The organism is Azotosporobacter soli, assembly GCF_030542965.1.
Lineage (GTDB): Bacteria > Bacillota > Negativicutes > SG130 > SG130 > Azotosporobacter > Azotosporobacter soli.
Genome location: NZ_JAUAOA010000027.1, coordinates 15,886 through 37,680 on the forward strand (window position 1 = coordinate 15,886; position 21,795 = coordinate 37,680).

General features: G+C 53.8%; 18 protein-coding genes and 1 riboswitch. Of the genes, 17 read left to right on the forward strand and 1 reads right to left on the reverse strand.

Features of this window, described 5'->3' with window-relative positions; all coding sequences use genetic code 11:
* The first annotated feature begins 8 nt into the window (after positions 1-8).
* Complete coding sequence (locus tag QTL79_RS16415; protein WP_346356042.1) at positions 9-998, forward strand: ornithine cyclodeaminase family protein; 990 nt, start codon at positions 9-11, stop codon at positions 996-998.
* Positions 999-1,021: 23 nt separating this feature from the next.
* On the forward strand, positions 1,022-1,564 hold the full coding sequence (locus QTL79_RS16420) for a gamma carbonic anhydrase family protein (RefSeq protein ID WP_346356043.1): 543 nt from the start codon (positions 1,022-1,024) through the stop codon (positions 1,562-1,564).
* A 78-nt stretch (positions 1,565-1,642) separates the two neighbouring features.
* On the opposite strand, the gene QTL79_RS16425 is transcribed toward QTL79_RS16420, so the two are convergent.
* Positions 1,643-2,368 (reverse strand): alpha/beta hydrolase, encoded by a 726-nt coding sequence (locus QTL79_RS16425; protein WP_346356044.1) that lies wholly within the window; start codon positions 2,366-2,368, stop codon positions 1,643-1,645.
* An 85-nt stretch (positions 2,369-2,453) separates the two neighbouring features.
* Here QTL79_RS16425 and QTL79_RS16430 point away from each other — a divergent pair, with 85 nt between their 5' ends.
* From QTL79_RS16430 to tnpA, 15 genes are all read left to right on the forward strand, one after another.
* Positions 2,454-3,923 (forward strand): GNAT family N-acetyltransferase, encoded by a 1,470-nt coding sequence (locus QTL79_RS16430; RefSeq protein ID WP_346356058.1) that lies wholly within the window; start codon positions 2,454-2,456, stop codon positions 3,921-3,923.
* 152 nt (positions 3,924-4,075) lie between these two features.
* Positions 4,076-4,510 carry a chemotaxis protein CheW gene (locus QTL79_RS16435; protein WP_346356045.1) on the forward strand — a complete coding sequence of 145 codons (435 nt, stop codon included), beginning with the start codon at positions 4,076-4,078 and terminating at the stop codon, positions 4,508-4,510.
* Between the two features lie 28 nt (positions 4,511-4,538).
* Positions 4,539-5,921: a CheR family methyltransferase gene (locus QTL79_RS16440; protein ID WP_346356046.1), complete on the forward strand. Its 1,383-nt coding sequence runs from the start codon at positions 4,539-4,541 to the stop codon at positions 5,919-5,921.
* The gene (locus tag QTL79_RS16445) at positions 5,918-6,502 is read left to right on the forward strand and encodes a chemotaxis protein CheW (protein ID WP_346356047.1); all 585 of its coding nucleotides are present in this window, start codon (positions 5,918-5,920) and stop codon (positions 6,500-6,502) included. Before QTL79_RS16440 ends, QTL79_RS16445 begins: the two co-directional genes overlap by 4 nt.
* A gap of 50 nt (positions 6,503-6,552) precedes the next feature.
* A complete protein-coding gene (locus tag QTL79_RS16450) occupies positions 6,553-8,538 on the forward strand; it encodes a HAMP domain-containing methyl-accepting chemotaxis protein (protein WP_346356048.1) in 1,986 nt (661 codons plus the stop codon).
* A 26-nt stretch (positions 8,539-8,564) separates the two neighbouring features.
* Positions 8,565-10,790, forward strand: a complete 2,226-nt coding sequence (locus QTL79_RS16455) for a hybrid sensor histidine kinase/response regulator (RefSeq protein ID WP_346356049.1) — start codon at positions 8,565-8,567, stop codon at positions 10,788-10,790.
* 28 nt (positions 10,791-10,818) lie between these two features.
* Positions 10,819-11,898 carry a chemotaxis-specific protein-glutamate methyltransferase CheB gene (cheB, locus tag QTL79_RS16460; protein ID WP_346356050.1) on the forward strand — a complete coding sequence of 360 codons (1,080 nt, stop codon included), beginning with the start codon at positions 10,819-10,821 and terminating at the stop codon, positions 11,896-11,898.
* Entirely contained in the window at positions 11,886-14,858 is a 2,973-nt protein-coding gene (locus tag QTL79_RS16465) for a response regulator (RefSeq protein WP_346356051.1), read from the forward strand. The genes cheB and QTL79_RS16465 overlap by 13 nt, the downstream gene beginning before the upstream one ends.
* 1 nt (position 14,859) lies before the next feature.
* Positions 14,860-15,918, forward strand: coding sequence for an HD-GYP domain-containing protein (locus QTL79_RS16470; RefSeq protein ID WP_346356052.1), 1,059 nt, complete (start codon positions 14,860-14,862; stop codon positions 15,916-15,918).
* Positions 15,919-16,015: 97 nt separating this feature from the next.
* Positions 16,016-16,203: riboswitch (cobalamin riboswitch) on the forward strand.
* A 112-nt stretch (positions 16,204-16,315) separates the two neighbouring features.
* A complete protein-coding gene (gene cobT, locus QTL79_RS16475; protein WP_346356053.1) occupies positions 16,316-18,241 on the forward strand; it encodes a nicotinate-nucleotide--dimethylbenzimidazole phosphoribosyltransferase in 1,926 nt (641 codons plus the stop codon).
* A 134-nt stretch (positions 18,242-18,375) separates the two neighbouring features.
* A complete protein-coding gene (locus QTL79_RS16480) occupies positions 18,376-18,996 on the forward strand; it encodes a class I SAM-dependent methyltransferase (protein ID WP_346356054.1) in 621 nt (206 codons plus the stop codon).
* A gap of 127 nt (positions 18,997-19,123) precedes the next feature.
* On the forward strand, positions 19,124-19,669 hold the full coding sequence (locus tag QTL79_RS16485) for a glutathione peroxidase (protein ID WP_346356055.1): 546 nt from the start codon (positions 19,124-19,126) through the stop codon (positions 19,667-19,669).
* Between the two features lie 16 nt (positions 19,670-19,685).
* Entirely contained in the window at positions 19,686-20,627 is a 942-nt protein-coding gene (locus QTL79_RS16490) for an NAD(P)/FAD-dependent oxidoreductase (RefSeq protein ID WP_346356056.1), read from the forward strand.
* Between the two features lie 33 nt (positions 20,628-20,660).
* Positions 20,661-21,104: a MarR family winged helix-turn-helix transcriptional regulator gene (locus QTL79_RS16495; RefSeq protein ID WP_346356057.1), complete on the forward strand. Its 444-nt coding sequence runs from the start codon at positions 20,661-20,663 to the stop codon at positions 21,102-21,104.
* 179 nt (positions 21,105-21,283) lie between these two features.
* On the forward strand, positions 21,284-21,754 hold the full coding sequence (gene tnpA / locus QTL79_RS16500) for an IS200/IS605 family transposase (RefSeq protein WP_346353254.1): 471 nt from the start codon (positions 21,284-21,286) through the stop codon (positions 21,752-21,754).
* The last annotated feature ends 41 nt before the right edge of the window (positions 21,755-21,795 follow it).

Consider the following 21,795-nt stretch of genomic DNA (forward strand, 5'->3'; position numbering starts at 1 on the left):
GTTTTTTGATGCTGTTTTTAAGAGAAGCGGATATCCGGCGCGTGTTTAGCATGAACGATGCAATTGCTGCTTATAAAAAAGCGTTTCAGATTTTTTCACGCGGCGGCAGTGATGTGCCGCTGCGCACCAATATCGCGGCGCCGAAATACGAAGGGCAGATGCTTTTTATGCCGGGCTACGTAGAAGAATTGGACTGCGCCGGCGTCAAGATCGTCTCGGTCTTTCCGCAGAACAGCCGTCAGGGAAAAGCGGTGGTGCCCGCGACGATGCTGCTGCTCGATGCGACGAGCGGCGAAGTGAACTGCATTCTCGACGGTACCTATGTCACGCGTTTGCGCACCGGTGCGGCGACTGGCGCGGCAACGGCGGCACTGGCCAGAGCGGATGCTTCGATCGGTGCTTTGCTCGGTACCGGCGGCCAGGCGCAAGCGCAGCTCGAAGCGATGCTTGCGGTGCGCGAACTGACGGAAGTTCGTTTATGCGGCCGCGACTATCAAAAGACCGTCGCGTTTGCCGAACGGATGCGCGAGTGTTTGCATCTGAAGCGGGTAACGCTGCGCGCTGTCGCCACGGCCGAAGAAGCGGTGACTGGAGCCGACGTGGTTACTGCGGTGACGACAGCAACAAAACCGGTTTTTGACGGGCGCTGGCTAAAGCCCGGTGCGCATGTCAACGCGATCGGCTCTTACATGCCGACGATGCAGGAAATTGACGCGCTTACGCTGCAGCGCTCCGGCAAGATCTTTTGCGAATCGAAGCAGGCAGCGCTGGCTGAAGCGGGAGATTTTATCGTGCCGCTACGGGCTGGGTTGATTTCTGCAGAGAGTATCAGCGGCGACATCGGCAATCTTTTTCTCGGACGACAGGCCGGACGTGAAACGGCGGATGAAATCACAATGTTCAAATCGGTGGGGATGGCTGTGGTCGATATCGTTACCGCGCAGGAAATTTATCTGCGGGCCAGCGAAGCAGAAATCGGCGTCTCATTTTCGTTTTAAAAAAATAACAGGAGGAAGAAAAAATGAAATTTGAAGGAAATGAACCGCAACGCGACAGCAAAAGCTTTGTTGCCGACGGAGCGAAAGTGATAGGCAAAGTAACGATGAAAGAGTTCAGCAGCATTTGGTTTAATGTGGTCGCGCGCGGCGATGTGAATCGCATTGAGGTCGGGCGCTATTCGAACGTTCAGGACAACAGCGTGCTGCATGTCGCGGACGAATCACCCTGCATCATCGGTGACTACGTGACAGTCGGGCACAATTGCGTCGTGCATGGTGCGACAGTCGAGGACCACTGCCTGATCGGCATCGGCGCGATCGTGCTGAACAATGCGGTCATCGGGCGCGGCAGCATCGTCGCCGCCGGTGCATTGGTGCGCGAAGGTCAGATTGTCCCGCCCAACTCGCTGGTTGTCGGCGTGCCGGGTAAAGTGGTCAGGGAAATTCCCGAGCAATGGGACAGCATCCATGCGCAAGCGGTCAAATACAAAACGCTATGGACCGAACGTTATGCGATTTTACCCGATGCGGGCGGCGAACGCTACGGCGGGGAAAAAATAATTTAAGTAAGGCAAAAGCCGTCTCCATGCTGCATGGAGACGGCTTTCTACTCTTTGGTGCGAGTTTATGGAATTGGCTGGGCGTCAGACGGAGATTACTGCGGCGAGCGGCAGCTTTTTCTGCAGCCAGTGGCGGAAAAAATCGAGTTGCTCTGCGCTGTGAAAATAATGTTCGCCGTTTTCAAGCACCGTGAGCTCGCAGCCGAAACGCCTGGCAAACGCCGTTACAAAAGAAAACTCGCAGAGCGTATCTGCTGAGCCGTAGAGAAGCGCGGTCGGTTTGTTCCAGGTAACGATCGGATGTTCTTTGACGTAGCGGTAGTAATCCCAGGAAAGCGTCTCGCCGATCGGGGTGGCGATCTCTTTTTCCGCCTCGAGTCTTTCTTCGCTTATCTCGAACCAGGTTAGCATGTTCAAGATGATGCGCTCCATATTTACGACCGGCGAAAGAAACAGGCACTGCGCCAATTCTGTATCGCGGTAGGCCAGGAGGCTGAAGTAAGCGCCCATGCTGCAGGCAAAGAGGCGGAGCTGCTTGGCTAACGACTGCGCATGCTGTAAAATGAGTGCAAGGTCCTGCACACAGTCTTGTACGTTGCAGCACGCAGCGTCTTTTTTACGGTCGCCATGCCCAGGCAAGTCGAAACTGAGCACTTGATAACCTTTCGCAACGGCCGCTTCGGCAAAGAGCGCGATCACGGCGTCTTCTTTATTCGACAGGTTGCCGTGCACGGCGATGAATAACGCATCCGACGGATCACCCCATAAGACCGCCGGAATCGAGCCTATGGTCAAAGCTTGTTTTCGCATGGTAAAATCACCTCTAGAAAGAAGTATAAACCTGTTTTGGGAAAAAACAAAGTTTTGCGAGATGAAAGGGCGGATTGTTTTGAAGATGCAAAAGGGAACTGATTTTTCGCTGCAGATTCCTTACCGGATCGAATTGCTGTCACTGGTCACTTCATTTGTCGGCGAAGCGGCGCAGGCACTCGGCGCAAACGGACATGAAACGCAGCAGCTGCGCTTGGCGGCCGAAGAAGTCTTTTCGTATATCATGGAAGCGTTTCCGGCCTCGGAAACGAATGAAGTCTTTCATTTACAGGCGCAAGAAGACGGCGAAGCGATTCGCTATCATTTCAGCAATCATGGAACGCCGATTAATGTCAGAGCCACGCCGGAATTTGACGCGTCCGACCTTGACGCAACGCTTGACGGACTCGGCTTCAGTCTGGTTAAGCAGCTGACCGATCACTTTGAATGCATCAATTGCGGCAATGACGGTTGGTCGATCACTTTTTCCAAACGCTTGTCCGCCTTTCGCTCTTTGCTCTCCTCGCCAGTGACAGAGGCGGCAGCTCCTTCCCAGGAGAATCTCGGTTTGCGCGTGAGGCAAGCCACGGCGGACGATGCGACACAATTAATCGGGCTTATCTACCGTACCTACCGCTATTCCTATCTGCAAGCGGAACTGTATGATGACAAGGCGCTTCGAACGGCGCTGGAAAAGCGGCAGCTTATCGCGCTGGCGGCGCTGACCGGTGAAGGGGAAATGATCGGTTGCGGCATCATCCACTTCAAAGAGGCGCATTTTGCTGAACTGGGCACGTTGATGACGGCGCCGGATTATAGGACGACCAGTGCGGTCACTCTGCTCGTCAAAGAACTGTACCGTCTGCTGCGCGACGATTCGTTCAAAAAAGTGTATTTCTGCGCTAATTTTGTTACGACGCACACCTATTCGCAGCGCTTGATGCATACGCTGAAAATGGTGACAATGGGCTTGAAGCTGTCGGTGCATGAGCGCGCAAAATTCATCGGGATCAACGAAGAAAAAGGTCAGCGTGAAAGCTATGTGTTCGCAGTACGCAAGATGGAAGACAGCGGCCGAAGTCAAACATTTCACGCACCGCAAGAGCATCAGGAGATCATCGGCCGACTCTTGTGCAATGTCGGCGTCTCGCACAACTGGGGCGAGGCGAAAGACGCTTCTATGCTGCCGCTGCAGGGCAAGCTGATCAAAGAGCCCTGCAACGATATACAGTTGATGGATTTGCAAGTCGATGCATTCGGTGCTGACTTTGCGACTGTCTTGAAGCAGGAAAGCGTGGCGATGCAACAGGATGGGTTTCTGACCTGTTTCCTCTCGTTGCCGCTTGATCAACCGCAGCCGCGCGAACTTGCGTTGCTGCTAAAGGCAAACAAGTATTTCTTCAGCGGTCTGCAGCTCAAAGCGGATGGCCGCTGGTATCTCTTGTATGCGAATCTTTTTCACCAGCGCTTCCAGTTTTACGGCATCGAGTTGCATGATCCGGTCGCGCAGGAATTGCGCCGCTACGTAGAAGCGGAATATCTAAGTTTATATTGAAAGAAGCGTTACGCACCGAGCGACGAACGGTGCGTAACGCTTTTTCTTATATCTTCATGGAATTAAAAGGAATTTGACGCCGAAGCTAGAAAACTAATGATATGGAAAAAGATGTAAGAAAAGCAGGCTTGGCGCAAAGAGGAGGCGGGTTGATGCAGGAGAAAGAGGAAGGAAAAAATGCGTTTTTTCTTTTTTACTTGGATCAGCAGGCCTATGCGCTGCCGCTTCGTCAGGTCGAGTGCGTGGTTCGTGCTGTCGAGATTTATCCGTTGCCGTTAGCGGCGGCGGAACTTCTCGGCGTCATTAATTTTCAAGGGTCGCCTGTTCCGGTATGGAACATGCGTAAATTGCTGGCGCTGCCTGAACGGGAAGCGCGGCTCGATGATGCACTGGTCATTGTCAAAGAACAAGCGTTGACGGCTTTTCTTGCGGATCGGGTCAGCGGGATTTTCAGCTGCACGCAAGCGGACGTCGCCTATGAAGAATCGTGCGCCATGCGCGGCATATCAGGCATAGCGAAGCGGGCGGGAGAAATCGTATATCTTTGCGATCTAAAGCAGATGCTGCCGAAATGCGGCACTGTCTAAGCCGGGCAGGAAGGAGCTGCTACAGAGCATGGACGAAAAAGCGAAGTGTCCGATCGCCCTCTTGGAACAGATAAGCAGTTTTATTGAAAAGGAACTGGGCCTTTATTTTCCGCCGGAACGCAGCTGCGATTTGGAACGGGGGATGGCGGCCTGCGCCGCTGATTTTGGTTTTGCGGACGCGGAAGCTTGCGTGCGCTGGCTGCTAAGCACGGAGCCGACAAAGGAACAGTTGGAAAAAATGGCGGTGCACCTGACTGTCGGCGAGACGTTTTTCTTTCGCGACCGGGAGCTGTTTGCGGCGCTCGAAGAGCAGTTCTTCCCCGAACTGATCAAGCGCAAACGCGAAAAGGATAAGACGATCCGCATTTGGAGCGCCGGCTGTTCAAGCGGCGAAGAACCGTACTCGCTTGCCATTTTGTTGGATCGACTGTTGCCGGATATTGCGGACTGGAAGATCATGGTTTTGGCGTCGGACATCAATCCAGCGGCGCTGGCTAAAGCCGAAGGCGCACGTTATAACGAATGGTCGTTTCGTGATACGCCGAGCTGGGTCAAAAAAGATTATTTTGACAAAGTGAAGCATGAATTTACCCTGCAGGAGAAAATCAAACGGTTGGTAAGTTTTTTTGCTTTGAATCTTGCGCAAACTGACTATGCCGGCGTGGACAGCCGCATTGCGGAGCTCGACTTGATCTTCTGCCGCAATGTGCTGATGTATTTTTCGCGCGAGCGAAGTCTGAAGGTGGTCAAAAAATTATATGGCTGTACCGCGCAGTACGGTTGGATCGTGATGAATCCGCTCGAGGCGACGCCCGAGGTGCGCGCTCTCTTTACGCTGCCGAGTCCGTTCACATCGGCCATGCATGGCAGAGGCGCGTTTGAAATGCCGCAGCCGCTTTGCGCCTCTGGCGACGTTCTTGTCCTGCCGAAAAACGTTTTTTCGCCGCCGGAAGAGGCGGAAGGCGACTCTGCAGGCAAGAACGCGCCGGAATTTGAGACAACGAGCGTCATTGACGCAGCGCAGGGACAAAATCTCGCCGATCAGGGGCGATTGAGCGAAGCGCTCGAATGGTGCAAGGCGGCGCTCGAACGCGATAAATTGAATCCGGCGCTACATCATTTGAGCGCGATGATTTTCCTTGAAATGGAGCGCAAAGAAGAAGCAAGCATCGCGTTGAAACGCGTCATTTACCTGAAGCCAGATTCCGTGCTCGCGCATTTTTCGCTTGGCTGCCTCTACCATCAACAGGAGCAGTCTGCGGAAGCGGAAAAACATTTCACCGCAGTCCGCATGCTGCTCGCCGGTCACGAACCGGAGGAAATGGTATCGGATACGGACGGAATCAGCGTGGCGGGATTGCTTGAGATCATGCAAGGCATAGCGCAAGGCGAAAATGGGGTGAAGACATGAACTGGGAGGCGGTTTATCAGCGTTTGGCGGCAGTCGGCGCCGCGCTGGCAGCAAACGAAAATCCGGATGCAGATAGAAAGGCTTTGATTTTCAAGGCGAGAGCAGAGCGTCTGGCGCAGGAAAAAGCGGCCACGCCGGAAGGAACGCGCCACGAAATGCTGGAATTTCAGCTGGGCAGCGAGTCGTATTGCATCGAAACCGCCTATGTGGAAGAAGTATGCCCGTTGAAAGATTATACCGATTTGCCTGGAACGCCGCCGTTTGTTGCGGGGTTAATCAATGTGCGCGGGAGGATCCTTTCGCTTGTCAATATCAAGGCGTTCTTTGCTCTGACCGAGCAGAGCGTCAGTGAAACGAGCAAAGTGATGATCCTGCGTGACGGGGAAATGGAGTTCGGCGTCTTAGCCGATGAAATTATCGGCGTGACGGAAGTGGCGCGTCAGGATATCGAGCCACTGCTTGCGACGTTGGAGGAAAAGCGCGGCGAGTGGCTGAGCGGAATCACGCGCTGCGGCTGTGCGGTCATCGATGCGCGCCAATTGCTGACGGATGCGCGCATCATTGTCGACGATGAAGTGTGAAGGTTGTTTTACGGCAGAGCCAGAGGAGAAACAAGGAGGGCGGATGCAAGATGAAATGGTTTTTGAATTTGTCGACGCGGACGAAGTTGGTGGCCGGTTTTGGCGTGATCGTTCTCTTCTTACTCTGGGTATTGATCCTTGCCTATAGCGGAATCACGAGCGTTCGCAGATCGCAAAACGAACTCTTCAATGACGATTTTTTAGAAGTGCGCGATCTCGCTGAATTTCGGGTCGATCAGAATCGCAGCCGGGTACAGCTCTTGGAAATGATGATGACAAAAGACAGGGAAAAGCAGCTTGCTTTGGAAAAAGCCATTCGCAGTCAAGCGAAAGTAATTGATATCAATTTGCAAAGGATTGGTGAAGCGGCGAAAGAACATCCGAGTGAATTAAAAAAATTCGAGGAAATGATGCTGCGCATCGAGGAGTATCGGAAAACGCGTGAAATGCAAGTTGCTCTGATCGGCAGCGGCCGGATTGCCGAAGCATTGGAAGTCTCGAATGCGCTGCAGGAAGAACGCTATGAACGCATCCGAAATCTGGCGCAGGAAATGGAAGAATTCGCGGTGGCGGAAGCGTTGGAAAAAATAAAGAAGACCGAGGAGAGTACGGAAAAAATCGGTTTTTGGTTCAGCATGCTCGGGGGAAGCAGCATCCTGATCAGCATCCTGGTAATATCGTTTTTGAACAGCAGCATTGCCAAACCGCTCGACCGGCTGACGGCGATGGCGCGGCAAATGGCGCAAGGCGATTTGCGCATTGCGGCCGCACGCGAAGAACGGCGTGATGAGGTGGGCATGCTGATGGGCAGCTTCGCGGCGATGGTGCGCTACATTCAGGATATGGCCGATCTGTCGCAGCAGATCGCCAGGGGCGATCTGGCGGTGAAGGTCAAGGCGAGTTGTGCGGATGATGTCCTGGGCAATGCCTATGTGGATATGGTAGCGTATTTGCAGCATATGGCCGATGCTTCGCAGCAGATTGCCAAAGGCGATTTGTCGGTACCGGTAACGCCGCTTTCCGAGCGAGACGTTCTGGGCAACGCCTATGCGGAAATGCTGCATTATCTGCGTGAAATGGCCGAAGTATCCGGACAGATCGCGGCAGGCAATCTGACCGTAATGGTGCAGCCGATATCGAGCAAGGACATGCTGGGCAACGCTTATGCCGACATGATTGCCAATTTGCGGCAGATGAGCATGGAAGTGCGCGACGGCGTAAATGTGCTCGCCGCGTCGACTGCGGAAATACAAGTTGCGATGAGCCAGGTTTCATCCAGTATGACGGAAACGGCCAGTTCTGTTGCCGAAACGACCGCCACAGTCGAAGAAGTCAAGCAAACCGCGCAGTTGTCGGCGGAAAAGTCAAAGAGCGTCTCAGATACGGCGCAAAAAGCGTCGCTGATCGCACGGCAGGGCAATGAGGCGGTGCGCGAAACGGTAAGCGGCATCAATCATATTCGCACACTAATGGAATCGGTTGTCGAAAGCATTGTGCGTCTGAGCGAACAGACGCAGATGATCGGCGAAATCATCGCGTCGGTTAATGATCTGGCGCAGCAGTCGAACCTGCTAGCCGTCAATGCGGCGATCGAGGCTTCGAAGGCGGGGGAACAGGGCAGAGGTTTTACCGTAGTGGCGCAGGAAATAAAAAGTCTGGCCGAGCAGTCGAAACAGGCAACCGAGCAGGTACGCACGATCCTGTCCGATATTCAAAAAGCGAGCGGGGCTTCGGTGCTCGCGGCCGAGCAGGTCAGCAATGCGGTCGACGGCGGCGTGAAGCAGGCCGATGATTCCGGCGAATCGATTCGACGTCTCTCGGACGGCATTGCCGATTCGGCGCAAACGGCGATCCAAATCGCCGCTTCCAGCCAGCAGCAATTGGCGGGCATGGAGCAGGTGGCGCAGGCCATGGAAAGCATCAAACAGGCGGCGCGGCAAAATCTCTCCGGCACTAAACAGGTAGAGGCGGCAGCGGAAAGTCTGAATGAACTCGGGCAAAAACTGAAACGGATCGTAGATGCGTATCGGGTCTGAAAGCGAAGGATGCGGAGGCGGCGCAGATGGATCAAAAGGATGAAGAATTCTTGAAAAGGCTTTTGGCCTTATTCAAGATTGAAGCGCAGGAACATTTGAAAATCATTGCGACGGGCTTGGCTGAATTGGAATACTGTGATGCGCAGCAAGGCGGCGCGGTCGTGGAGCGGATTTATCGCGAAGCGCACAGCTTGAAAGGGGCGGCATGTTCCGTCAATTGGAGCGACATCGTCGCGCTTTGTCAGACGATGGAAGATGTTTTTTCCGCCTTGAAACGCGGCGACATTTTCTTTTCGCCGCGCATGAAGGACCGCTTGCTCGCTGCGACGGACTGGCTGGAAAATTTGATTGTCGGAGCCGCACTGACGCCGAATGCGAAGCTGCTTGGCAAAGAGCTGGTGCGCGAACTGGAGAATCTGGTCAACGGTCAGGCGGCAGACGGAGCGGAAAAAAACGCAAACGAAGGCGAAGCGGAAAAAGAGACCGCTGACAAAGAGCGGGAACTGGAAATGCAGGCAAGCGTGCTGTCGAGTGTCGCTTCTGCAGCGGTCGACGATACCGTGCGTATTTCGCTTAGCAAACTGGATGCCCTGCTTTTGCAGGTGGAAGAACTATTGGTCGTCAAGATGGCGCTGCGTCAGCGGGCAGCCGAGCTGCGTGAGATCAAGAAGCTGACCGAACTGCTGAAAAAAGAAAAGTGCGCTTTGCCGGAGCGAAAAACAGGAGAACGGGGAAGCGGCTTCTATTTGGGGCAATTGGAGAAGAAAGTGAATCAGCTCACGAAAGCCATGGAATACGACAGCCGGGGAACCGCAAGCATGGTGGACACGTTGTTAACGGATATGAAGAAGGCGCTGATGCTGACGGTCGGCTCGCAGCTCGACGGTTTTCCGCGTTTTGTGCGTGAACTGGCCAGAGAATCGGGCAAGCAGGCAGAACTGGTCATTGAAGGGCGGGAAATTGAAATCGACCGACGCGTGCTGGAAGAAATGAAGGATCCGTTGCTGCATTTAGTGCGCAACTGTATGGTGCATGGCATCGAGGAACCAAAAGTAAGGCAGCAGCGACAGAAACCGCCTTGCGGCGTCATTCAGATCGCTGTGCTGGCAAAAGATAACAAGATTGAAATTAATGTGAGCGATGACGGCGGCGGCATCGATGTGGAGAAGGTCAAAGAAACGGCAGTCGAGCGCGGCTTACTCTCGCCGAGCGAAGCCGAGTCGCTAAGCGTCGGAGACGCGTTGCAATTGATCTTTCATTCGGAAATCAGCACCGCGCCGATGGTAACCGATAATGCGGGGCGCGGTTTAGGGATGGCAATCGTGCGGGAAAAAATTGAGAAGCTGAACGGCGCGCTGCAGCTTGAAACGCAAGCGGGCAGAGGAACGACATTTCAATTGTCGATTCCAATCAGTCTGGCGATGTTGCGCGGTCTGGTAGTCAGTGAACGGCAACGCTTCTTCATTTTTCCGGCAGGAAAAGTGGCGCGGGTCGCGCGCATTCATAAAGAAGCGATACGTACGGTGGGAAATTGCGAGATGGTGTCGCTCGACGGTCGGCCCGTTGCGCTGGTTCGCCTCGCCGACGTGCTTGCCCTTGAAACACAAAAGCAGCTGCGGCAAAGCGAAGCAGACTATATCCCGGTTGTTGTCCTGCACTCCGGCGAACAGAGCCTGGCCTTCGGCGTTGATGAAGTACTGCAGGAGCAGGAGGTCTTGGCGAAGCCGCTGGGGCGTCAACTCTCACGGGTACGCAATATAGCAGGCGCGACCATTCTCGGCAACGGGAAAATCGCGCCGATTCTCCATGTACCGGATCTGATAAAATCAGCGCTGCGCAATCCGGCAGCCTGCAGCGTGCAAAACAATGCGCCGCTTAAAGCCTGCAAGGTGGTTTTAGTGGCGGATGACTCGATTACGGCGCGCATGATGCTAAAGCATGTTTTAGAAAGCGCCGGCTATGAAGTTGTCACCGCGGTCGATGGCTTGGAAGCGTTCGCTTTGCTGCAGAAGCAGGAACGCAAAATCGAACTTCTCGTATCCGATGTCAATATGCCAAAATTGGATGGTTTTTCTTTGACGGAAAAAATCAGACGTGATGAGCGTTTTGCCAAACTTCCGGTGGTGCTGGTCACTTCGTTGGAAGAGAAGAGCGACCGGGAGCGCGGCATCGATGTCGGCGCCGATGCCTATATCGTCAAGAGCAGTTTTGATCAGAATCATCTGCTGGAAGTGTTAGAACGGCTGATTTGATGCGGATGCCCATGCGGGAGGGAACGGCATGATTCGGGTATTGGTGGTGGAAGACTCCAGAGTGTCGCGTGAATGGATCATTCATGTTCTGCAGTCGGATCCGGAAATTGAAGTGATCGGTTTTGCGGAAAATGGCCGTGAAGCGGTTGAATTTGTCGCGCGCGATAAGCCGGATTTGATTACGATGGATATCTGTATGCCGGAAATGGATGGCTTCGAGGCGACGCGCCGCATCATGGAGATGAACCCGGTACCGATTATCATGCTGACCGAGCAGCCCGAGATGCGTGAACTCGAAACTTCCTTCAGCGCGATCGATGTGGGCGCGCTGCTAGTCGTGAAGAAGCCGCCGGGATTAGGGCATCCGGAGCAGGCGCAGGCGGCGAAAGAACTGATTAGAATGGTCAAGCTGATGGCTGAGATCAGGGTGGTCAGGCGGCGCATGCGCGCGTTTGAAGAAAAAAATTCCTGCCAGCGCGAAGCGGAAAGCTGGGCAACGGAGAAATGGCAGGCGATACGCGTGCTTGGCATTGGCGCTTCGACCGGCGGACCGCCGGTCATTCAAAAAATACTGGCGGAAATGCCGTCTGATTTTCCCTTGCCGATCTTAATCGTGCAACATATGGCGCGGGGTTTTACCGAAGGTTTCGTCGAGTGGCTGGGCAAGACCGCGGCGCTGCCGGTCCAGCTTGCCGCTAACGGAGGCGATATCCGGGCGGGGCAGGTCTATGTCGCGCCGGACGGCTTGCAAATGAAGGTGGACGGCAATAATCACCTGATCTGCAGGGAGGAAATGAGCATGCATGGACTGAGTCCATCGGTCTCCTATCTCTTTCAATCGCTGGCCCTTCACTATGGAGCAGCGGCGATGGGGATATTATTGACTGGCATGGGCAAGGACGGAGCGGCTGAATTGGCCTTGATGAAGAAAGCAGGAGCGCTGACGATCGCTCAGGATCGCGAGAGCTCTATCGTATTCGGCATGCCAGGAGAAGCCGTGCGCCTGAACGGTGCGAGTTACGTTTTGCCGCCGGAGCGGATCGTGTTGTTGTTGAAAAAAATAGCTGAAGACGTGCAGCGAAAGGGAGAAGCGGCATGCAGGAGATAGGACGGCAGACGGTAAAAATTCTCGTCGTGGAAGACAGTCCAACCCAGGCAGAACAGTTAAAATACTTTCTCGAAAAGGAAGGCTTTGCGGTGACGGTCGCGCCGGACGGCCTTTCGGCGCTGCAAATGCTTGCGCAGTGTTGCCCGGATGTCATTATCAGCGATGTTGTGATGCCGGAAATGGACGGTTATGCGCTTTGCAAGCGCTTGCGCGAATCAGAAGCGTGGCAGGAAGTGCCGGTCATTCTGCTGACAAGCCTGTCTGATCCGATCGATGTGATCAAGGGACTTGACGCCGGCGCGAATAATTTCATCACCAAACCGTATGCCGGGCAATACTTGGTCTCGCGCATTCGCTATTTGCTGGTGAACAAGGAACTGCGGCGCGCGTCTTCCGAGAGCGACGAGATCACGATCTTTTTCGCCGAACAAACATTCCATGTCTCGGCCGGGCGTCTACAGATCCTTGATTTACTGCTCTCCACTTATGAAAATGCGTACAACCAAAACAGCGAGCTGCGCCGCGCAAGGCAGGAACTGGTAGAGATGAACGAAGGCCTGGAAGAGATCGTGCAAAAACGAACCGAAGAACTGTTGGTTGTAAACCGACGTCTCCAAGTGGAACTGGCGGAGCGCAAACAAGCCGAAGAGGAAATACGGCAGCTGAACAGCAGTCTGGAGACGCGTGTGAGCGAACGGACGCAGGAATTGGAACGGGTGAATGCGGAACTGACCAACGCTAAGGAAATTGCCGAGGCGGCCAGCAAGGCAAAAGGCAGCTTTGTCGCCAACATGAGCCATGAGATCCGAACGCCGATGAATGCGATCGTCGGAATGAGCAAAATGCTGGCGGACAGCCCGCTCGACGACAAGCAACGCGGTTGGCTGAAGAAAATGGATATGGCGACGCAGATGCTGCTTGGCGTCATCAATGACATCCTCGATTTTTCCAAGATTGAAGCCGGAAAACTGGAGATCGAATGGATCGAATTCGATTTGGAAAGCCTGGTTCGTACCGCGGTGGGCATGCATGGCGTCAAGGCGGCGGAAAAAGGGTTGGAACTCAACGTCCGTATGCCGGACGATTTGCCGCCGTGCATGAATGGAGATCCGCTGCGCTTAAGCCAGATTGTGCATAATTTGCTTAGCAACGCGATCAAGTTCACGCAGCGCGGTGAAGTGACGCTGCAGATCGAAGAACTCAAACAAATACGTGAGACGCTCATCCTGCAATTGACGGTAGAGGACAGCGGCATCGGCATGAGCGAAGAGCAGCAGGAGGGGCTGTTTCGGGCGTTCAATCAGGCGGACAGTTCTACGACGCGCAAGTATGGCGGCACGGGCTTGGGCCTGGCGATCTGCAGGCAGTTGTGCGAGCTGATGGGCGGCAGTATCCGCGTGGAAAGCGAAGCGGGCGTCGGCAGCCGTTTTATCGTGGTCCTGCCTTTCAATATCGCGGCGGAGCGCGGCCGTCAACCACGTTGGCTGACGGCGGAGGAATTGCGCGGCAAACGGATTTTGCTGGCGGAAGACAATAGCGCGGCGCGGCAAATCGTCGCGAATATGCTGACCGCGATGCAATTTAGCGCCAGTGCGGTAGATGGAGGAACGGCCGCCTTGAAAAAACTGCGCGAAGCAAAAGAGTCCGGCGAGAGATTCGATTTGATCATCCTCGATCGGTCGATGCCGGATATGGACGGCATTGCGACTGCGAGGGCCATTCGGGAAGAAGAGCTGTCGGATGCACCAAAGCTGCTCTTAGTCACGGCGTGCGAAGCGGAAACGGCGCCGCAGCAAGGCGGTGAAAATGATCTGGCCGGGTCGTTGACAAAACCGGTCCAACCTTCGGAATTGTTCGAGGCGATCCTCGATTGCTTCGGCAAACGGCGCAGCGCAAAACGGCAGCTGAAAGAGCGGATCACGTTTGCCGGTACGCGGATCTTACTGGTCGAAGATAACGAGATCAATCAGGAAATCGCACTGGAACTGCTGCGCAAACTGGAGATCGAAGTGGAAGTTGCCTGCAACGGAGAAGAGGCAGTCGAACTGGTTCAACGCGGCGGCTTTGCGATGGTGCTGATGGATATCCAGATGCCGGTGCTCGACGGAATTGAGGCGACGAAGCGGATTCGGGCCTTGCAAGATCCGGCGCTGAAAGAATTGCCGATTGTTGCGATGACGGCGCATGCAATGAAAGGCGATCGGGAGAAAAGTCTCGCGGCCGGCATGAATGACCATTTGACGAAGCCGATCAATCAGGACGCGTTGGAAAAGGTGTTGGAGCAGTGGCTGACGCAGTATGCGACAACGCTGGCGGCGCCGGAAGAGAGCGGCAAGGGAGAACGTGTCCGAGGCATCGACGGGATTGATGCGGCAGCGACCTTGCAATTGCTCGACGGCAATGAAAGCATGTATATACGGCTTTTGCAAAAATATCTTGAACAATACAACGAAACGGCGAATCAGCTGCGCGCTGCTTTGGAGAATGCAGATTGGCAGCTTGCCGTGCATTTGGTGCATAGCGTCAGGGGCGTTTCCGGCAATCTGGGCGCAACGCGCGTGCAAAAGGCGGCCGCTGAACTGGAAACGGCGCTCAATCGGCAAACGGATTATCAGGACGCGCTGGGGAGTTTTATTCAGGAGCAAGAGTGTTTGAAAACGGCGCTGCGCGATTTTTTTGCGCAACAGGAAGAAAGCCAGCCGCTTGCCTCGCCGGTCGGTGACCAGGCGGAACTTAGCTTGCTGCTTAAAGAACTCGAACCTTTCTTGCAGCGGCGTCAGCCTAAACCCTGCCGGGAACTGATCGAAAAGCTAAAGGCAAAGCGCTGGCCGCAGTCGGCGCAGCGCGAAATCGAAGAACTCGGCGAAGAAGCGGAGCATTATCGCTTTGCGGAAGCGCTGCGCCATTTACGCCGCGCGAGCGAATTGTTGGCGGATTGCACGGGGGAAGCGGGGGATTGAAATGGAAATGAGAAAACGGTCGCAAATCTTGATTGTGGAAGACTCGGAAGTGAACGTCGATATTTTGGTCGAGGCGCTGGGGGATGACTATGAGATCAGCGTCGCGTTGGATGGAGAAACGGCACTGCTGGCAGTGGGTGAGGCACAGCCGGATTTGATTCTGCTCGATATCGTCATGCCCGGACTCAGCGGCTACGAAGTCTGCCAGCGTTTGAAGAAAAATAAGGACTTCCGCCATATTCCGATCATCTTTCTGACCTCGCTCACCGACGAAGCGGATGAGGCGAAGGGGCTGAGCCTTGGCGCGGTAGACTACATCATAAAACCTTATAATCTGGCGATGGTCAAGGCGCGCGTTCGCAATCATCTGGAATTGAAACGTTATCACGATTCGCTGGAAGAGCTGGTTGCCTTGCGAACCGGTGAACTGGAAGCGACGAAGAGAGCGATCATTGGTTGTATGGCGGTGCTCGGCGAGTTTCGGGATACGGAAACCGGCGCGCACACGCAGCGCACGCAGGAATATGTCAGCGTTTTGCTGACCGTGCTTGATAATGAAGAAGCGAAGATGTCGGTCGAGCGCAAGCAGCTGCTTTGCCAGTCAGCGGTGCTGCATGACATCGGTAAGATTGCCGTGCCGGATGCGATCCTGCAAAAACCGGGCCCTCTGACGGCCGAAGAATTCGAAGAAATGAAAAAGCATACTTTGGTGGGCGGATTGATCATCCGGCGCGCGGAACAGGCGATCGGGCACAACTCCTTTCTCGGCTTGGTCGGAGAGATCGCGGAATTTCATCATGAAAAATGGGATGGCAGCGGTTATCCGCATGGCCTTAAAGGGAAAGAAATCCCTTTCGGCGCGCGTTTGATGGCGTTGGCGGACATCTATGACGCATTGATCAGTGTGCGTCCGTACAAGAAAGGCTTTTCGCATGAAGAAGCGCTGCAGATCATTTTAGACGGCGACGGGCGGACGAAACCGGAACACTTCGACCCGGAAATTCTTGCTGCGTTTGCAAAGGTGCATGAATCGTTCCGGAACATTGGGCAGGGGCAGTGAAGCGTGCGGTTCTGAGCTGAGTCTTGCGTGCAGAAAAAGGATGATGTAGGTAAACAGTTGACGTATGCTGGACATCTTGCTACAATAACGATAAATAAATAGAGTATACGGTCAAGGTGCCGCCTTCGGGCGGAGAATAGGGAAGTCTGAGCAGAGACAGTTGTCATGCGTAGGCGCGGGCCCACCACTGTACCGCAAGAGCCCTTGCAATGCCACTCGAAAGGGGAAGGCGCAAGACGGCGATGAAGCGGGAGCCAGGAGACCTGCCTTGTTTGTTTATTTACCCTTCGTGGAATAAGAAGGCTTTTTTGGCATGACGTCCAAAAAAGTCTTTTCTTTTTTTCGACTGCGCCTGACGAATAGCACTATTCTTATTGATGATTTTGGAGGTTGCGTTATGAAAATATTAGAAGAAGCATTGGCGAGAATCGTTGCACCGGATGAGGCGATAAAAGAATGCGTCCGAGAAAAACTGGCGCAAGCAATTCGTGCGCCGGAGCGTTTAGGACGTTTAGGTGCGATGCTCGAACAATACGCCGCAGTAACAGGAAGCGCTGCACCCCAAGCGCCGAAAAACTGCATGGTGATCGCGTCGGCCGATCATGGCGTCGCAAAGCGCGGCATCAGCGCGTATCCGATTGAGACGACAATGGGGATGACGGAAAATTATCTGGTGTCAAAAGGGGCCAGCGCAAATGCATTCGCTAATTTTTGCGGCGCCGACATGGTCGTAATGGACATGGGTGTGGCCGGCGACTTATCCCATGTGCCGGGCCTTTTGCAGCGAAAAATAGCGTACGGTACGCAGGATTTCAGTGAAGGAGCGGCGATGACGAAAGAGCAGGCCGTTCAGGCTCTGGAAAGCGGAATTGCGCTCGTCAATGAACAGGCGGCAAAAGGCTACCGCTGCTTCAGCCTCGGAGAAATGGGGATCGGCAATACAACGTGCAGTGCGACGATTGTGGCGGCTTTTCTCGCGCTTGCGCCGGAAATCGTTACCGGACGGGGCACCGGCATTTCCGACAGCCGTCTGCAGGTGAAAATGGAACTGGTTCGGCGTGCGCTGATGGTGAACAACCCCGATCCGACGGACGGACTCGATGTCTTGGCTAAAGTAGGCGGTTTTGAAATCGGCGCGCTGGCCGGCGTCGTGCTGGGCTGCGCGGCCAACCGGTGCGCCGTCGTGCTCGACGGACTCAATACCACGGCGGCTGCGCTGATTGCACAGGCCATACATCCGCTCGCGAAAGAGTACATGTTTGCCTCGCACCTTTCGGGCGAGCCGGCGCATCGCATCGCACTGCGCCATTTGGGTCTCGATGCCTGCGTCGATATGGGCGTGAGGCTCGGCGAAGCGATCGGCGCGTCGATCGTCATGGATATGATCAAACTGTCGGTTTCGTTATTGGAAAAAGCGCCGTTAAGCTCCCTGCCGGAGGAAAACGAAACGCAAAGAAGCAAGCGTTCTTTGGCGGAACGGATCGCGCAAATCGAAGCGCTGGATGAAGCGGCGATGCAGGCGTGCCAACTGCGCCTGGACAATCTGACGAAACCGCTGGCCAGTCTGCATCACTTTGAACATATCGCACTGCAATTGGCAGGCGTGACCGCTCAGCCAAGGCCGCGAAATCTGAAAAAAAGCGTAGTGCTGCTCTGCGAAGCGGATAGCGTAGAGGAAGATGTGGTGATTGCGCGCCGTTTTGCGCAGCATGCCGGGGCGGAGCTTATCGTCGCGGCAGCGAAGGAGCAAAGCCTTGCGTCGCAAGAGACCATCGCGGCGCTTCACGCCGGGATCGATCTGGCCGAAAGTCTGGCGGATAACGGGCAACGCATCATCGGTCTTGGCGCGCTGACGAAAGACTACAGAACGGCAGAAGAGGTCATTGCCCACAGCAAGAGTGAAACGTCGGATGCGCTTACGTTGCTTTATGAACACGCTGGCGGACAGATTGCCGCTTTGGTCGGCGTGATCATCGGCGCCGCCGCCAGCCGTTCCGTCGTCATCATCGACGATCTCGTCACCGCGGCCGCCGCGCTGCTCGCGCTCAAACTGGCGCCGCAAAGCAAAGCGTATTTGATGGCGTCTCATCTTTCGCCGCACGGCGCGCACGGCGAAGCGCTGATGCAGCTCGGTCTGCCGGCGTATCTGAAACTTGACCTGCGCTTTCAGGGCGGCTGCGGCGCTGCGCTGGGCATGGCGCTACTCGATGCGTCGCTGCATATGTTAAACGATATGAAAACGTTCGGCGATGCGCAGGTCGCCGTTGCCGAAGACGGCCCCGGCGCGCTGAAGCAAAACCTGGCCGTTAAGGAAAATAGCTAAAAAACCAAGGGAAAACCCGCAGCAAAAGGATTTGATCCGCCTGCTGCGGGTTTTTGACGATAAACGTATTTTGCAAAAGCAGGAGCCGGACGGCGCTGTGCGGAATCAGGTAAGGGAAGAAAGGCGGGATGAACATGGATTTCAACAAAGAGGCGGCAAACTGGGACACGCCGCAACGACTGGAACGGGCGGCGGTCATTGCCGGGGAAATCCGCCGTAGCGTCAGCTTGCAGGGCGAACTGAAAGCGCTCGAATTCGGCGCAGGAACCGGCTTGATCAGTTTTGAACTGGCGGATTCGCTGGCTGAGATCTGGTGCGTCGATCCGTCGGCAGCGATGATTGCAAAGCTGCAGGAAAAGATTGCGCAGCGCAAACAAGGAAACATCCGGGCCTGCTGCGCGGCAATCGAAAGCATCGAAGCGCCGGGCGAAGGCTTCGATCTTATTTATACGTCGATGGCGCTGCACCATGCAAGCGATCTTCTGAAAACGCTCACTACGCTGGCGCGCTTGCTCCGTTTTGGCGGCAGCCTTTGCATTGTCGACTTGGATGAAGACGACGGAAGCTTTCATCGGCAGGAAGAAAATTTTTCCGGCTATCACGGCTTTCAGCAGACAGGGCTCAAAGCGGTTCTGGAAAAGGTCGGCTTTTCTGAGGTGAAAGCGAAGACGTTTTATCACGGCAAAAAGAAGCTGGAAAATGGTACGGAGCATCCGTATTCGCTCTTTAGCATGAGCGGGAAAAAGAGCAGTTAAATAATAGGACGATAAGTTTACAGAAAACTTATCGTCCTATTATTTAATAATTATTATTGACAAAAAAGAATTAATGTCATAAGATTAAATTGTACACAAGATAAAAATAAAACGTTGGAGGCGCAAAATGAACGTATATGATTTTAAAGTAAAAACGATTGAGGGCAAGGAAGTTTCCTTGCAGGAATACAAGGGCAAGGTGCTGGTCATTGTCAATACGGCCAGCAAATGCGGCTTCACGCCGCAGTATGAAGGTTTGGAAAAACTGTACCAGCAATATAAAGAGCAGGGCGTCGAGATCCTCGGCTTTCCCTCGAATCAATTTGCCGAACAGGAACCCGGCAGCGATCAGGAAGTGAAAAATTTCTGCCAGTTGAATTACGGCGTATCGTTCCCTCTCTTCGCCAAAGGCGACGTAAGAGGCGAGTCTGCACAGCCGCTCTTTAACTACCTGAGCAGCAGCATTGCATTTGGCGGCTTTGATATGAATCATCCAAACGGAAAAATGCTGCAGGGCTTTTTGGCAGAAAAATTTCCCGAACTGCTGGTCGGCGATTCGATCAAATGGAATTTCACCAAGTTTGTGATCGATCGCGAGGGCAATGTAGTGAAGCGATTTGAACCGACGACCGAACCGGCGGCGATGGCCGATGCGTTAGAAAAATTACTGTAAGGGCGGGCGTGATACTATGGCGGACCAAAGCAAAAAGCAAGATAAGAATATTGAACTGCTGATTATCGGCGGCGGCGCCGCCGGTTTGACGGCAGGGATCTACGGCGCCAGAGCAAAACTGGAGACGCTGATTATCGAAGATGAATTGGTCGGCGGTCAGATTCGCGATGCCTATGCGATTGAAAATTACCCCGGTTTTTCCAGTGTCGGAGGTGTGGAGCTGGCGGAACGAATGCAGCGCCAAAGTCTCGAAGCAGGCGCTGTGATCGATGATCTGGATGCGGTCGTTTCCGTAAAGCTGAGTGCTGCGGAAAAAATCGTCGAAACCAACAAGTATCGTTATCATGCGAAAGCGCTCATCATCGCAGCCGGATCAAAACGACGTCAGTTGCCGATTGCCGAAGAAGAAAAATTTCGCGGTAATGGAATCCATTATTGCGAGTTGTGCGATGGCCGCTTTTACGAAGGCAAGCATATTGCCGTCGTCGGCGGCGGCAGTGCGGCGGTCGGTGCGGTACAGCATCTTTCCAATTATGCGGCGAAGATCACCTTGATTCATCGTTCGGAAAAGCTGCGGGCCGATCAGAAGAGCCAGCAGGCGCTAATGGAGAATGAAAAAGTTGAGATCCTTTGGAATTCTGAAATAAAAGAGGCGCTCGGCAACGAACGACTGAGCGGCGTGATCGTGGAGAATCGTTTGGATGGGACGCGGAGGCAGATTGAGCTTGACGGCATCTTTGTCTACATCGGCTCAGTTGCGCGCACCGGCATCTATAAGGATTACCTGACGCTTGACGCGGAAGGGAATCTGGTGGCGGGAGAAGATTGCAAGACGGATGTCGAAGGCGTCTTTGTCGCCGGTGATGTGCGCAGCAAGCGCATCCGCCAGCTGACGACCGCGGTCAGTGATGGCACGATTGCTGCGTTGATGGCGGAAGAATATATCCGACAACGCTAAGAGAGCGTTATTGCTGAGAGGAGGCGTCCGACGATGAGCCATGATAAACAAGAGGAAATGCTGCGTTTGGATAACCAGTTGTGTTTTGCCGTTTACGCCAGCGCAAAGGCAATTGTCGGCGCCTACCGAACGGAACTGGAAAAAATCGGTCTTACCTACACCCAGTACATCGCGCTTTTGGCGTTATGGGAAAAGGAAGAGATGACGTTGAAGGAACTGGGCCGGCGTCTCTTTCTGGATTCAGGTACGCTGACGCCGATGCTGAAGAAGATGGCAGCCGCCGGACTTTTGACGCGACTGCGCAGCACGACCGATGAACGAAACATGGTGGTTCGCCTGACCGAACAGGGCAGAGCCCTGAAGAGCAAGGTGTATTCCTTGCCTGAGCAAACGCTATGCGCCAGTAAATTGTCGCTGGAAGAAGCCGTTCAGCTGCGTGAGCAGTTGAAACGCTTGTTGCATGCGCTACAGGAATAAACGAATCGCTGCCTGCTCTTCGCAGTGAAGGGCAGGCAGCTTTTTTGTATAAAGAAAACCACGCGCTAGGCGTGTGGTTCCGGAAAGCTTATAGCTATAAGTAGAAAAGAAAAGCCTCCTTTGCTAGAATAAATGCAGGTTTGCCGACCGCATAAACTAACAAAGGAGGAGTATCCAAAATGGATAACAGCAGTTTAGCACACACAAAATGGAAATGCAAATACCATATAGTTTTCGCACCGAAATACAGAAGACAAATCATATATGGGAAAATAAAAAGTGATATCGGAGTTATACTGAGAAAGCTATGCGAACATAAAGGTGTTGAAATTATAGAAGCAAGTGCTTGCCCGGATCACGTTCACATGTTGGTAAGCATACCGCCGAAAATAAGCGTGTCAAGTTTTGTGGGGTATCTAAAAGGAAAGAGTTCATTAATGATATTTGATAGGCATGCGAACTTGAAATATCGATATGGCAATCGACAGTTTTGGTGTAAAGGATACTATGTAGATACAGTAGGTCGAAATAAAAAAGCAATTGAAGAGTATATCAAAAATCAGTTAAAAGACGATGTGATCGCCGAGCAACTTACTTTGAAAGAGCTAGTTGACCCGTTCACGGGTGAGCCAGCAAAAAAGTCGAAATAAGACCCCTTTAGGGGTAGACTGAAAAGGCTATGCGGTTGGCG

Bases quoted from the DNA above. Each gene is read 5' to 3' on its own strand.
- QTL79_RS16435 (WP_346356045.1), top strand. From the start codon at position 4,076: ATGCAGGAGAAAGAGGAAGGAAAAAATGCGTTTTTTCTTTTTTACTTG.
- QTL79_RS16440 (WP_346356046.1), top strand. From the start codon at position 4,539: ATGGACGAAAAAGCGAAGTGTCCGATCGCCCTCTTGGAACAGATAAGC.
- QTL79_RS16495 (WP_346356057.1), top strand. From the start codon at position 20,661: ATGAGCCATGATAAACAAGAGGAAATGCTGCGTTTGGATAACCAGTTG.
- QTL79_RS16470 (WP_346356052.1), top strand. From the start codon at position 14,860: ATGGAAATGAGAAAACGGTCGCAAATCTTGATTGTGGAAGACTCGGAA.
- QTL79_RS16430 (WP_346356058.1), top strand. From the start codon at position 2,454: ATGCAAAAGGGAACTGATTTTTCGCTGCAGATTCCTTACCGGATCGAA.
- QTL79_RS16450 (WP_346356048.1), top strand. From the start codon at position 6,553: ATGAAATGGTTTTTGAATTTGTCGACGCGGACGAAGTTGGTGGCCGGT.
- QTL79_RS16445 (WP_346356047.1), top strand. From the start codon at position 5,918: ATGAACTGGGAGGCGGTTTATCAGCGTTTGGCGGCAGTCGGCGCCGCG.
- cobT (WP_346356053.1), top strand. From the start codon at position 16,316: ATGAAAATATTAGAAGAAGCATTGGCGAGAATCGTTGCACCGGATGAG.
- tnpA (WP_346353254.1), top strand. From the start codon at position 21,284: ATGGATAACAGCAGTTTAGCACACACAAAATGGAAATGCAAATACCAT.
- QTL79_RS16485 (WP_346356055.1), top strand. From the start codon at position 19,124: ATGAACGTATATGATTTTAAAGTAAAAACGATTGAGGGCAAGGAAGTT.
- QTL79_RS16465 (WP_346356051.1), top strand. From the start codon at position 11,886: ATGCAGGAGATAGGACGGCAGACGGTAAAAATTCTCGTCGTGGAAGAC.
- QTL79_RS16425 (WP_346356044.1), bottom strand. From the start codon at position 2,368: ATGCGAAAACAAGCTTTGACCATAGGCTCGATTCCGGCGGTCTTATGG.
- QTL79_RS16490 (WP_346356056.1), top strand. From the start codon at position 19,686: ATGGCGGACCAAAGCAAAAAGCAAGATAAGAATATTGAACTGCTGATT.
- QTL79_RS16455 (WP_346356049.1), top strand. From the start codon at position 8,565: ATGGATCAAAAGGATGAAGAATTCTTGAAAAGGCTTTTGGCCTTATTC.
- QTL79_RS16415 (WP_346356042.1), top strand. From the start codon at position 9: ATGCTGTTTTTAAGAGAAGCGGATATCCGGCGCGTGTTTAGCATGAAC.
- QTL79_RS16420 (WP_346356043.1), top strand. From the start codon at position 1,022: ATGAAATTTGAAGGAAATGAACCGCAACGCGACAGCAAAAGCTTTGTT.
- cheB (WP_346356050.1), top strand. From the start codon at position 10,819: ATGATTCGGGTATTGGTGGTGGAAGACTCCAGAGTGTCGCGTGAATGG.
- QTL79_RS16480 (WP_346356054.1), top strand. From the start codon at position 18,376: ATGGATTTCAACAAAGAGGCGGCAAACTGGGACACGCCGCAACGACTG.